The 12,827-nt window shown below is 51.6% G+C and carries 11 protein-coding genes and 9 tRNA genes; all 20 read left to right on the forward strand.

All coding sequences use genetic code 11. The features are described 5' to 3' along the window. Window positions 1–174: 174 nt before the first annotated feature. A tRNA-Ser gene (locus AC3ZPD_RS13910) sits at window positions 175–266 on the forward strand. Window positions 267–295: 29 nt separating this feature from the next. Then, window positions 296–372, forward strand: a tRNA-Met gene (locus AC3ZPD_RS13915). Between the two features lie 18 nt (window positions 373–390). Further along, window positions 391–466: transfer RNA gene (locus AC3ZPD_RS13920), tRNA-Val, on the forward strand. A gap of 5 nt (window positions 467–471) precedes the next feature. After that, a tRNA-Thr gene (locus tag AC3ZPD_RS13925) sits at window positions 472–547 on the forward strand. Between the two features lie 13 nt (window positions 548–560). After that, a tRNA-Asp gene (locus tag AC3ZPD_RS13930) sits at window positions 561–637 on the forward strand. 78 nt (window positions 638–715) lie between these two features. Beyond that, window positions 716–791, forward strand: a tRNA-Phe gene (locus tag AC3ZPD_RS13935). A 16-nt stretch (window positions 792–807) separates the two neighbouring features. Then, window positions 808–883, forward strand: a tRNA-Thr gene (locus AC3ZPD_RS13940). Window positions 884–892: 9 nt separating this feature from the next. Then, window positions 893–978, forward strand: a tRNA-Tyr gene (locus AC3ZPD_RS13945). A gap of 7 nt (window positions 979–985) precedes the next feature. Next, a tRNA-Lys gene (locus AC3ZPD_RS13950) sits at window positions 986–1,058 on the forward strand. Between the two features lie 200 nt (window positions 1,059–1,258). Further along, window positions 1,259–2,359, forward strand: coding sequence for a PucR family transcriptional regulator (locus AC3ZPD_RS13955; RefSeq protein ID WP_490984895.1), 1,101 nt, complete (start codon window positions 1,259–1,261; stop codon window positions 2,357–2,359). A gap of 123 nt (window positions 2,360–2,482) precedes the next feature. Continuing rightward, the gene (locus tag AC3ZPD_RS13960; RefSeq protein ID WP_490984896.1) at window positions 2,483–3,604 is read left to right on the forward strand and encodes an ABC transporter ATP-binding protein; all 1,122 of its coding nucleotides are present in this window, start codon (window positions 2,483–2,485) and stop codon (window positions 3,602–3,604) included. 237 nt (window positions 3,605–3,841) lie between these two features. Beyond that, window positions 3,842–4,783, forward strand: coding sequence for an HPr(Ser) kinase/phosphatase (gene hprK, locus AC3ZPD_RS13965; protein ID WP_490984897.1), 942 nt, complete (start codon window positions 3,842–3,844; stop codon window positions 4,781–4,783). A 12-nt stretch (window positions 4,784–4,795) separates the two neighbouring features. Next, window positions 4,796–5,872 carry a prolipoprotein diacylglyceryl transferase gene (gene lgt / locus AC3ZPD_RS13970; RefSeq protein WP_490984898.1) on the forward strand — a complete coding sequence of 359 codons (1,077 nt, stop codon included), beginning with the start codon at window positions 4,796–4,798 and terminating at the stop codon, window positions 5,870–5,872. Between the two features lie 14 nt (window positions 5,873–5,886). Continuing rightward, a complete protein-coding gene (gene ppaX / locus AC3ZPD_RS13975; RefSeq protein ID WP_490984899.1) occupies window positions 5,887–6,543 on the forward strand; it encodes a pyrophosphatase PpaX in 657 nt (218 codons plus the stop codon). Then, on the forward strand, window positions 6,543–7,031 hold the full coding sequence (locus AC3ZPD_RS13980; protein WP_490984900.1) for an acyltransferase: 489 nt from the start codon (window positions 6,543–6,545) through the stop codon (window positions 7,029–7,031). Before ppaX ends, AC3ZPD_RS13980 begins: the two co-directional genes overlap by 1 nt. A gap of 356 nt (window positions 7,032–7,387) precedes the next feature. Next, entirely contained in the window at window positions 7,388–8,596 is a 1,209-nt protein-coding gene (locus AC3ZPD_RS13985) for an acyltransferase (RefSeq protein ID WP_490984901.1), read from the forward strand. 356 nt (window positions 8,597–8,952) lie between these two features. Next, entirely contained in the window at window positions 8,953–10,173 is a 1,221-nt protein-coding gene (locus AC3ZPD_RS13990) for an ATP phosphoribosyltransferase regulatory subunit (protein WP_490984902.1), read from the forward strand. A gap of 35 nt (window positions 10,174–10,208) precedes the next feature. Beyond that, window positions 10,209–10,847 (forward strand): ATP phosphoribosyltransferase, encoded by a 639-nt coding sequence (gene hisG, locus AC3ZPD_RS13995; protein ID WP_490984903.1) that lies wholly within the window; start codon window positions 10,209–10,211, stop codon window positions 10,845–10,847. Between the two features lie 47 nt (window positions 10,848–10,894). Beyond that, on the forward strand, window positions 10,895–12,196 hold the full coding sequence (hisD, locus tag AC3ZPD_RS14000) for a histidinol dehydrogenase (RefSeq protein ID WP_490984904.1): 1,302 nt from the start codon (window positions 10,895–10,897) through the stop codon (window positions 12,194–12,196). Continuing rightward, window positions 12,196–12,825 carry an imidazoleglycerol-phosphate dehydratase HisB gene (gene hisB / locus AC3ZPD_RS14005; protein WP_490985159.1) on the forward strand — a complete coding sequence of 210 codons (630 nt, stop codon included), beginning with the start codon at window positions 12,196–12,198 and terminating at the stop codon, window positions 12,823–12,825. The genes hisD and hisB overlap by 1 nt, the downstream gene beginning before the upstream one ends. Window positions 12,826–12,827: the final 2 nt, after the last annotated feature.

Below are 12,827 nucleotides of genomic sequence, written 5' to 3' on the forward strand. Positions count from 1 at the left end.
GACCAGTACTAATCGGTCGAGGGCTTATCCAAGATCCCCCAAAAAGTGAAGCGGAGGCTTCGGAGAGTACTACCGAGTACTTTTCGGGGACCCCGGGAAACCAAGTAGGGGCTAATTCGGCAATTGATTGTTTCGTATCCAGTTTTCAAGGATCAATCTTGAATGCTGACTTTTGGAGAGATACCCAAGTGGCTATAAGGGGACCCTCTGCTAAGGGGTTAGACTGCGTAAGTGGTGCGAGGGTTCGAATCCCTCTCTCTCCGCCATTGTACAAGCATTCAGTGGTTCATAATATGGCGGTGTAGCTCAGCTGGCTAGAGCGTACGGTTCATACCCGTGAGGTCGGGGGTTCGATCCCCTCCGCCGCTACCAATTTTAATATTCGTATATGGAGGCTTAGCTCAGCTGGGAGAGCATCTGCCTTACAAGCAGAGGGTCGGGGGTTCGATCCCCTCAGCCTCCACCATATACGCCGGTGTAGCTCAACTGGTAGAGCAACTGACTTGTAATCAGTAGGTTGGGGGTTCAAGTCCTCTCGCCGGCACCAGGAATAATATCGCGGAACCGTGGTGTAGAGGCCTAACATGCCTGCCTGTCACGCAGGAGACCGCGGGTTCGAATCCCGTCGGTTCCGCCATTATTATCAACTGTATAGTTCCACAGTGAAGTGGGAAGGATACAAACTCCACCACTTTATTTTTTTGACCAAATCCATGGCTCGGTAGCTCAGTCGGTAGAGCAGAGGACTGAAAATCCTCGTGTCGGCGGTTCGATTCCGTCCCGAGCCACCATTTTAAAACTGAATAAGCCGTTGTAGCTCAACTGGTAGAGCAACTGACTTGTAATCAGTAGGTTGGGGGTTCAAGTCCTCTCGACGGCACCATTTTTTTGTGGAGGCTTAGCGAAGTGGCCAAACGCATCAGACTGTAAATCTGCTCCCTTACGGGTTCGGTGGTTCGAATCCATCAGCCTCCACCAGTTTTAAGAGCCATTAGCTCAGTTGGTAGAGCACCTGACTTTTAATCAGGGTGTCGAAGGTTCGAGTCCTTCATGGCTCATCCGCTGTACAGAAGACCGTTAACTATATGTTGACGGTTTTTTGTCATTTTCTTTAAATCATGGTTCAACCAAGGAGGCAGCTCCAGAATAGGAAGCGGATACGTTCCTATGATACAATTAGTCTCAGATAGTCCGCGTTTTATCGTGTTATAAAAAATTGCAGCTTAGATTAACGATTCAGGCTGGGAGAGATTCCGATATGAACATGATTGATTTAAGACATCGAATTGAACAAATCATTGGCGCCCCCTTATCTGAAAACTCGATTCCCTGGAGCAGATGGCTGGAGCTTGGGGGGAACAAACATCGTCACATCGGTGTCCCGCTTGTTATGGACGGGATCCGATGCTGGCCTTGGTCTTTCAGTGAGGAATACGTGAATGTATGGGAGATTGACCCTTCCAGCCTTCAGGCTTCGGAAAGCCAGCTGATTGAACTCCTGCTACAGACGGCAGCCAACCAGGTTCGTCCTTCTCCGTCCGACAAGGATAACGAGGAGTCGGCTGTACTTGAGCTTGGTGCCTGGCTTCGAGCCCAATTAAATGAAGAAGTGCCTCAGGAAGCGATCCCGGACCGGCTTATGTTGAAAAAGAGGCTGTCCATGTCCTTCGTGCCTTTCCTGCTGAATAGCGAGAACCGTACGAAACCTCATATGCAGTATCAGAAGCTGAACAAACTTTTGAAAAGTTATTTCGGAGGGGACCTGCTGCTTATTCCGGTTGAAGAACAGGAATGGCTGATCCTGGTAGGGGAAAACCAGTTGGAGGACCTTCGCCAGGTCAGCGAGGAAAGCCGTGAAGCGGAAAGAACGATGCTGGGCGATCTTGGACAAGGGGTTTATGAGCTGATCGCGAATGAGTGGGTCGGGAACTTCCATATCTCTGTGGGCCAGCCCGTCATTCCCGAGCAAAGTCTGGTGGAAGTGACGCAGCTGCTTCGGGAAACGCTGATTCTTGGAAATATGTTCCATGTAACGGAACAAATTCATTTGCCTTGGAATTTTTACCTGGAACGGCTGGTTTATAGCATTCCGGATAAACAGCGCAAGCAGTTTATGGCGCGAACGGATATTGCAATGGGGATTTTTAACGATCCGGAGACACTGTCGACGCTCGAAACCTTTTTTCAACTGGACTGCAATGTCAGTGAGACGGCTAAGCGGCTCTACATCCACCGGAACACGCTTTTGTACCGGATGGACAAGATCAAACAGGAGACGGGGCTTGACGTCAGGAGCTTTAAAGACGCGGTATTAGTGAAGCTTACGTTATTATTGTATAAAGTCACGAAAAGAAAATAGGTTTTTTGTGCAGTTTGTGTATGGCAGGCTAGTGCTTAATGGGTTAATATAAATGTGTGAAATGTATACGATTTCAAAATTTATTTTATCATACTTCAAACTAATTTTTAGGGGGAAACGACGATGGCTGGTGTACGTTTAGAGCACATTTACAAGAAATATGCAGGTTCCGACAAAGCAACGGTTAAAGACGTCAATCTTGATATTGCCGATAAGGAATTTTTGGTTTTGGTAGGTCCTTCCGGTTGCGGTAAGTCCACAACCTTGCGTATGATCGCAGGTCTGGAAGAAATCAGTGAAGGTAAACTGTATATCGGGGACCGTGTCGTGAACGACGTGGCTCCTAAAGACCGCGATATCGCGATGGTATTCCAATCCTACGCCTTGTATCCGCATATGAACGTATATCAGAACATGGCATTTGGTCTGAAACTTCGCAAAACGAAGAAAGAAGAAATCGACCAACGCGTACGTGAAGCTGCAAAAATCCTGGATATCGAGCATTTGCTGGACCGCAAACCAAAAGCTCTTTCCGGTGGTCAACGCCAACGTGTGGCCTTGGGCCGCGCTATCGTACGTAACCCTCAAGTGTTCCTGATGGACGAACCTTTGTCCAACTTGGATGCTAAACTGCGCGGTCAAATGCGCGCCGAAATCACTAAATTGGTTAAACGTTTGGAAACTACTTGTATCTACGTAACGCATGACCAGATCGAAGCCATGACAATGGGCGATCGTATCGTCGTTATGAAAGACGGTATCATCCAACAAGCTGCTTCTCCTGAAGAGCTTTACAACCAGCCAACCAACATTTTCGTTGCAGGTTTCATCGGTTCCCCTACAATGAACTTCGTTACAGGCAGTTTGACTGAGCAAGGCGGCAGCCTGATCTTCACAGCTCAAGGCTTGAAACTGGAAGTTCCTCAAGGCAAAGCCGGCATTCTGAAACAAGGCGGATATGTAGGTAAAGAAGTGATCCTGGGCGTTCGTCCTGAGGACATTCATGAAGAGCCAGTGTTCATGGAAGCTTCTCCAAACACTGTATTCTCGGGCCGTGTAGACGTTACGGAAAACCTGGGCCACGAAATGCTGCTTTACCTGAGCGGTGCCGGAAATGACACAATTATTGCACGTGTAGACGGACGTTCCACGACTCGCGAAGGCGAAAACGTGAAACTGGCGATCGACATGAACAAAGTTCATATCTTCGATAAAGAAACTGAATTGAACATTTTCTTCGGCTAATAACTTGTTAGCGGGTTACCGTTGAGTTCAAGTTCAGCGGAACGATAAGAAAAGCCGCCCTTCGGGGCGGTTTTTTTAACATTATTTTTAAACGGGGGAATCCATTAAGGGTGTATAAGAACTCCGAAAAATGGAAGCGTGCAGCATGCAATTGATTTAGGCTCCGTTTTCCATTAGGATGGGAGAAGGAATGTGTTGAAGTAAGCCCGAGTAGTTGGGGGATAAAGGAGATCAGTCATGGCTAAAAAGGTAAAAGTATCGGAGCTAGTGAACCAGTTTGGACTTGAGGTTATTTCCGGAGAACAAGGCCTGAAACGGACCATTACCGTGGATGACTTGTATCGCCCAGGGTTGGAGATGGCGGGTTACTTTGAATATCATCCGCTTGAGCGGGTGCAAATTTTAGGTAAAACGGAGCTTCATTTTATAGGCATGCTGCCGGCGGAAGAACGCAAAGAGCGGATTGAACGTTTATGCCAAAGCGAAGTGACTCCGTGCATTATTGTTACACGCGGCCTTGACGTTCCGGAAGAGCTTGTACAAGCCAGTACGGAAAATCAGCTCCCCGTGCTGCGCAGCACGGTGGCCACAACGATTTTGTCCAGCCGAATTACCGGCTTTCTTGAAAGAAAACTGGCGCCGACCGCAACCATTCACGGCGTTCTGGTGGACGTTTACGGCGTAGGCATGCTGATTACAGGCAGCAGCGGCATCGGGAAAAGCGAAACGGCTCTTGAGCTAGTCAAACGCGGGCACCGGCTGATCGCGGACGATGCGGTTGAGATTCGCCAAACATCGGACAATCAGCTTCACGGTACCGCGCCTGAACTGATCCGCCACCTGCTTGAAATCCGCGGAGTCGGCATCATCAACGTGATGACTTTATTTGGTGCAGGGGCCATCCGCAATAATAAGCGGATTACGCTGGTTGTCCGGCTGGAGGCTTGGCAGCAGGAGAAGCAGTATGACCGCCTTGGACTGGATGAAGAGACTACACGGATTATTGATACCGATGTGCCTCTCGTAACGATTCCGGTTCGTCCGGGCCGGAACTTGGCCGTTATTATCGAAGTGGCTGCGATGAACTACCGCCTCAAACGGATGGGTTACAACGCTGCGCTTCAATTTACGGCTAAACTGACGGAAACCATTGCGGAAGATATCGACGATTTGGATTAGGAGTGTGAAAAAGTGAAGACTTTGCTGCTTAACCCGATCGCCTTTTCGATCGGCGCACTGGAAGTGCACTGGTATGGTTTGATTATTGGAGTCGGAGCCCTTTTGGGGCTCATTATGGCTATTTATGAAGGCAGACGTTTCGGCATTTCGCAGGATTTCTTTATGGACCTGCTGCTGCTCGGCGTTCCGTCGGCGATTATTGCTGCGCGGATCTATTTTGTGGCTTTTATGTGGGACGACTACAAAAATAACCTTTGGGATGTCTTCAAGATTTGGAATGGCGGTATCGCCATTTACGGGGCCTTAATAGGCGCAATTATTTGCGCGATTTTTTACGTCCGTTATAAAGGTTATAACTTCTGGAGAATCGTGGACATCTGCGCCCCGTCCTTGATTATCGGCCAAATTATCGGCCGCTGGGGGAACTTTGTGAATCAGGAGGCCTATGGCGGGCCGACGACGGAAACCTTTTTGCGGGACCATTTGCATCTTCCAGCCTTTATCGTAAATCAAATGAATGTAAGTGGCGTTTACCATCATCCAACCTTCTTATACGAGTCGCTCTGGAATCTGGTGGGGCTGATCATTTTGCTGGTGCTTCGCAGACAGAAGTTTATGCGTGCCGGGGAACTCTTTTTCAGCTATTTCATCTGGTATTCGATCGGCCGTTTCTTTATCGAGGGACTTCGCACGGACAGCCTGGCGTTCCAAGGCTCCGACGCATTGGCTTCCTTCGTTAACGCTTTGTGGAAACCGATGGAATGGATGGGCTTTGAGCATGGAGCGCTTGATCCATTGTACGGAAATGTGAGGATTTCGCAGCTGCTGGCGATTCTGTTCGTTGTCGTAGCCGTCGTGCTTATTATTTGGAGACGGAACATGAAACCGCAGCCTGCACGTTATTTGGATCCGATTGTTTCCACGAAGCAAAGCAGCCCGGATGCTTTCGTGGCCGAGGCTGCCGCTCCACGTTCGGAAACGTCTTCCGCTACGGTAGCGGCGGTGCCGGCTTCGGTGTCCGGCGGGAATGAGGAAGAATCCTCATCATCCGTTGAGGAAACGAAAGAGACGGACCGCAAAGAGGATTAGGATAGGAGTCAGCGATGAAGAAAATAGAGACTATACTGTTTGATTTGGATGGAACCATTGTTAATACAAATGAGCTAATCATCAACTGCTTTCAGCATGTGATGGAAAGGCAGGGCCAGCCGGAGTATGCCCGCGAGAAAATCATTCCTTTTATGGGGCAGACGCTGGAGCAGCAGCTGCAGGCTTTTACGGAAGCGACGGATGTCGAGCTTATGGTCAAGGAATATCGGGCTTATCAGGCGATTCATCATGATGCGCTTATTCAGGAGTTCCCTCATGTGGATGAGGTGTTGGCCAAGCTGCATGAGCAAGGTTATACGCTTGGCGTGGTAACGACCAAGGTCAAAGCATCCACGGACCGCGTGCTGGATATGTTCGGCATGAAAAAGTACATGTCTACCATCGTGACGCTGGAAGACGTAGAGCATCCGAAGCCGGACCCGGAACCCGTATTGACGGCTGTAGAACGCTTGGGCGCGAACCCGGCGACTACGCTGATGGTAGGCGACAGTCCGGCGGATATCCAGTCGGCGCTGGCCGCCGGCGTTCAGGCCGCAGCGGTGGCCTGGTCGCTTAAGGGGAAGGAAAAGCTGATGGAATACGGACCGCATCATATTTTGGATGACATGCGGGATCTTTATCAACTTCTGGGAATGGAGTCCGAGGCCTAGTGAGGAAACTGGAGAGTTATCCGGTAGAAGGCCCTAATGCGTTATGGCAGCTCTACCGGACCGTCAGTCCATGGAAAGGCATTCGAAATTTCATATTCATTCAATTGGCCAGGTATTGTCCGGTTCTTCCCTGGAAGAACTGGATTTACCGGCATGTGCTAGGGATGAAGGTCGGCAAGCAGACGGCGTTTGGGCTGATGGTGATGGTGGATGTGTTTTTTCCGGAAAAAATCACGATCGGCGATAATAGCGTCATCGGCTACAACACGACCATACTGGCGCATGAATACCTGATCAAGGAATACCGGCTCGGCGAGGTAAGGATCGGCAGCGAAGTCATGATCGGCGCCAACTCGACCATCCTGGCCGGGGTGACGATCGGTGACGGGGCTGTCGTAGCCGCGGGGTCGGTCGTGCATGCGGATGTGGCGCCCGGGGTTTTTGTGGGTGGGAATCCGATGCGGGTGATCCGGGAAGGGAAAAGCTGATGCCGTAAGGTTGTGAGGCAGCCCAAAAGATAAAACAGGAGCAACGGCAAGGTTCGGAACCTGCGGTGCTCCTGTTTTTTTATTTTGCCTTATCTTCTTTACCTGTAACGCTGATTGGGCTTTCAATTATTCAGCTCTCTTTTTTAGCTTTCCTTCTCAATCCGGGCAAATCTGGTAATTAAGGAATTAAGGCGGTTTCTATAAATAATGACTGTTTAGGCAGGCAAATCGTTTTAAATCATGTAAAATAGTTACAGTTACATCCATGAATTGATTACCTAGCCATTCCGGAATGGACCCTACGTAAAGCTGCCGCTTGTATTGAACCCTATCCCTAAAGATTGGAGTAGATGCTTGTGAAAGACCCAGCGAAAAAAGAAAGGCTTCCGGAGCTTGATCTCTTTCGAGCTTTTGCGATCCTTGGCGTGATTCATGTGCATGCCACCTCCTATGCCGCGGGCGGACAAGCCGCCAACTCCTCCTATTATTACTGGTTTAATTTGGTGAACATTTTTTTCAAGTTTGGCACGCCGTGTTTTATTTTTCTGAGCAGCTTTGTGTTGTTCTATAATTATTTGGGCAGACCTGCCGGCAAAGAGCTGATTATCCGTTTCTACAAGAAAAGGCTCCTCTACATTATCCTCCCTTATGTGGCCGCTTCCATTTGTTATTATGGCGTCGTGCATCTTTACAGCGGGGCGCAAAGTTTTTTTAATCCGGGCGTGTCTATCGGCTCCCATCTCATCTGGCTGGCTGAGGACCTGGCAACGGGGACTGCTTATACCCATCTATATTTCGTTTTTATCAACCTGCAATTCTATTTGCTGTTTCCTCTGTTTCTGATCCTGTTTCAAAAATATCCCCGGCTCATCGCCTGGTCGCTTCCGGCCGGTTTTCTGATCCAGTGGGGGTTCGCCCTATGGAATAAATATGACCTGCAGCTGATGAACAAAGCGAGTTATGCGCCGACTTATATGTCCTTTTATTTGCTGGGCGCCTTTTTGGCCTATTATTTCGAACCACTGAAAAAGTGGCTGACCCGCCCCTACGGACAACAGAGTCCAGGCGGAAAAGGGATAACCGCAGCGTTATGGTCCTCCTGGCTGTTCGTGGCGCTGATTCATGTTCAGCTTTATCATAATGGCCGTGCCTATGGAAAATGGGTCGATTCCCTATGGTACGAGCTGCTTTGGAATATACATACTTTTTTATCGGCTTTTGTACTGCTTCAAGCCTCCTTTTGGTTATATCGCAAGGCTTCGCCTTTTTTTCTTTCTTTCCTGTCCAGGCTGGGAGCCTTGTCTTTTTCGATTTACCTGCTCCATCCGATCTTCCTTCTGATTTACCGAAGATTCCGCTATACGCTAAGCCCGGAGTCCTTTCCTTATCTGATCTGGATTTGGGCGGGGGTGCCGGTAAGTCTGTTTCTGGCGTGGGGCCTCGCGGCTTTTACCTTTCGTTGGGTGCCCGGAGCGTCTTTCCTGCTCGGAAGCAGGCCTAAAGCAGCGAATCGGGGTCGCGAGCTGGAGCTCAGGGAGCAGGCTGGAAATTCGGCCGTGTTATAGACGAATGAAATCAGGGTTTAGCCGAACCGTACGGGTACAAACGGGATACGTAAGAAGTAATTAAGGAGTAGTAAAGAGGATAAATAGGGCATGTGCGGGCAGAGGTCAGAGATACACAGTTTGTCCATCTGGAGTGAACAAAATCGCCTGGAAGAATTGACGGTTAATACCTTACATGATAGGATATACAGTATCCTTTACTTTGTTAACACTTTACCATAGTAAAGATATGTTGGACGATCAAATAGCTTTAAAAACACCAATAATAACCTAAATGATAACGGGAATGACGGCCCGATTTTTTGAGATAAAGAAGTAAAAGGGATAGGCGAATAAGTAAATGAGGTGACGAGAGCATGAGCAAGCCTAAAAATTTCGAAAAACCGGCAGGCGTACGCGATTATTTGCCTTTAGCCGTTTCCAGGCTGCGCCGAATTGAGCGTCAGGTGCTGGACTGTATGAACCGGTGGGGGTACCGGCAGATTATGACGCCTACGCTGGAATATTACGATACGGTTGGGGTGGCGAGCTCTACATCCGATCAGAAGCTGTATAAACTCTTGAATAGCCGGGGGCAGGCTTTGGTTCTGCGCTCCGAGATGACGGCCCCGGTGGCGCGCGTAGTGTCTTCACTGCTGAAAGAAGAGCCGCTGCCGCTGCGTTTGTCCTACCACGCCAACGTGTTCCGGGCAATTTCGGAAGAGGCTGGCCGCGATGCGGAGTTTTTCCAAACCGGCGTGGAGCTGGTAGGCGAAGGATCGCCGGACGCGGATGCGGAGGTTGTAGCTCTGGCGATTGCCTCCTTGCAGGCGGCAGGGGTGACATCCTTTAAAATCGCGATGGGCCATGTCGGCTTCCTGAACGGGCTGCTTGAGGAAGTGCTGCCGGGCCGGAAGGAAGACCAGGAGGAACTCAAGGGATATCTGCTGGGCAGGGACCATGTGGGTTTCCGGGAGGCGGTAAGGAAACTGCAGCTGACATCCCGGCAAAAAGAGAATATGAGCGGACTGCTCCGCCTCCGCGGCGGGAAAGAAATCTGCCAGCAGGCCATGGAGCTTAGCGGCCATGAGCTGGCTAAAAATTCGCTTTTTCATCTCTGCAAAATCTGGGAGGTGCTGGAGGCCTACGGGGTCTCCGAGCACGTGCTGATCGATCTGACGATGATCGGCGATTTCACGTATTACACCGGAATGACTTTTGAAGGGTATGCGGCGGATCTAGGTTTTCCGGTCTGCAGCGGCGGGCGGTACGACAATTTGCTCAAGGCTTTTGGGCGCTCGGTGCCGGCGACGGGATTTTCGCTTAAAACGAACCGTATCCTGGATATTGCCGGTGGATTGAATCAAGAAAACGGCGAGCTTCCGGTATTGGTCCAATACGACTGCGAACACCGGAAAGAGGGGCTGGATAAAGCGCAGCGCCTGCGCTCCGAAGGGAAAGCGGTCGTGACCCGGCTGATCGACGGGCCGTCCGGCCTTAAGAAGGTCGAAGCTGGAGAGGCAGAAGCAGCAGGTGCAGAAGCAGGAAATTACGGAGAAATTTATACCTTTGGTTCGCTGGTTGGCGAACGGGGATAAAAGATACAGGGCAAAAACCGAATGGAGGAAAAGCCGTGTCAGAATTATTAAGAGTAGCCATGCCGAAAGGCCGGATCTATAACAAAGCGGCGAAGCTGCTGCGGGCCGCCGGACTGCCGGTGCCGCCTGAAGGCGAGGAAGGCCGGAAGCTGGTCATTCCGATTCCGGAGGCCAACATGGAGTTTATTTTGGCGAAGCCGGTGGACGTGCCGACATATGTGGAGTATGGAGCTGTCGACATCGGAATCGTTGGCAAAGACGTCCTGATGGAGGAAGGCCGCGACGTTTATGAACTCCTGGATCTGGGCATCGCGCGCTGCCGCATGTCGGTGATCGGCCTGCCGGGCTGGCAGCCGGGCATCCAGCAGCGGGTGGCGACCAAATACCCGAACGTGGCTTCCCAATATTTCCGCGAACAGGGACAGCAGGTCGAGGTGATCAAGCTGAACGGCTCCATCGAGCTCGCTCCGTTGATCGGCCTCGCCGACCGGATTGTCGATATGGTGGAGACGGGACAGACGCTGCGGGAGAACGGACTGGTGGAGCAAAGCCAAATTTTTGATATTACAAGCCGTTTGGTGGCTAACCGGGTCAGTTACCGGATGAAAAACAAGGAGATCCAGACGCTTTGCGACGCGCTTTATCAGGTCGTAGGAACGCCTGCCGGGATATAAAGATTTCGGGATATAAAGGTTTTAGGAAACGCAGAGGGGGAGAAACCATGAAGATTTTATCCAGCGCCGAGTTCAAGCTCCAGCGGGAGGTCGAATACGGGTCGCCGCAGCAGAATGAAGCGGTGAAGGAAATCGTGCAGCAGGTTAAAAAGGAAGGCGATGCGGCGCTGCTTCGCTTCACGGAACAGCATGACCGGACCCGGCTGGAGGCCGGCCAGCTCCGGGTCACCCAAGACGAGCTCAAGGCCGCTTACGGCCAGGTCGAGCCTTCCTTCGTTAAGTCGATCCAAGCGGCGGCAGCGAACATTCGCGCGTTCCATCAGAGACAGAAACGGAATTCCTGGATGGATCTTCAGCCGGACGGCAGCCTGCTTGGCCAGATTATCCGGCCGCTGAAGCGGGTCGGCGTATATGTCCCGGGCGGCAAAGCCGCTTATCCGTCTTCCGTGTTGATGAACGTCATTCCCGCCCAGGTGGCCGGAGTGCCGGAGATCGTCATGGTCACTCCTCCGGCAACCGGCGGCAAGGAAGGCGTCGACCCTTACATCCTGGTGGCCGCCGCTGAAGCCGGCGTACACGAAATTTACCGGGTCGGCGGCGCCCAGGCGATTGCCGCTTTGGCTTACGGCACGGAAACGATTGCCCCGGTCGATAAAATCTGCGGGCCGGGGAACATCTACGTCGCGCTGGCAAAACGCGAGGTTTACGGCGTGGTCGATATCGACAGCATCGCCGGGCCAAGCGAAATCGCCGTGCTGGCCGACGAGCACGCCAATCCGGCTTACGTGGCGGCCGATTTGCTGTCGCAGGCGGAGCATGACGAGATGGCTTCGGCGATTCTGGTGACGCCTTCGCGCGAATTCGCGGAGCGCTGCGCCGCCGAGGTGCAGCGACAGCTGGCGGAGCTGCCGCGCCGGGACATCGCCGGCGCGGCGATTCGCGACTATGGCGCCATTCTGCTGGTCGATTCTATCGAAGAGGGCATCCGCACCATTAACCGGCTTGCGCCGGAGCATTTTGAGCTGCTGGTCGAGAATCCGATGAACTATCTCGGGCTGATCGAAAACGCCGGGGCGATTTTTCTGGGACCGCACAGCTCGGAACCGGTCGGGGATTATTTTGCCGGACCGAACCATATTATTCCGACAAACGGAACGGCGCGGTTCTCCTCGCCGGTGGACGTGGACGATTTTATCAAGAAATCAAGCTTGATTTATTATAGCAAGGAAGCGCTGCTCAGCGCGGCGGACGACATTATGGAGCTGGCCCGGAAGGAAGGGCTGGAAGGGCATGCCCGGGCGATCGAGATCCGGGTGAAAGCAGAAGGAGAGGGAAACGAGTCATGCTGATGGAGATGTATGGAGCAAACGGAGCTGGCGAAGCAAAGGATAACACAAGAACAGCTGGTGTCAGCCGCAAAACAAATGAAACGGATATTCAGCTGAAGTTTGGCGTGGATGGAACAGGACAGGCGTCGATTGAAACGGATGTGCCGTTCCTGAACCATATGCTGGACCTGTTCACGAAACACGGCCAATTCGACTTGACCGTCAAAGCCACAGGCGACGTGGACATCGACGACCACCACATGGTTGAAGATATCGGCATCTGCCTGGGACAAACCCTGCGCGAAGCCCTGGGCGACAAAAAAGGCATCAAACGTTATGCAAGCGTGTTTGTGCCGATGGACGAAGCGCTGGCCCAGGTCGTGATTGACGTCAGCAACCGTCCGCATTTTGAATACCGCGCCTCTTATCCTTCAGCCCGTGTAGGCACGTTTGATACGGAGCTGGTGCATGAGTTTCTGTGGAAGCTGGCGCTGGAAGCCCGGATCACGCTTCATGTGATCGTGCATTACGGTCAGAACACGCACCATATGATCGAGGCGGTGTTTAAGGCTTTGGGCCGCGCTTTGGATGAAGCGACTTCGATCGATCCGCGCGTAACGGGGGTTCCATCGACGAAAGGGGTGCTGTAAGC

This window comes from Paenibacillus mobilis (assembly GCF_058267595.1).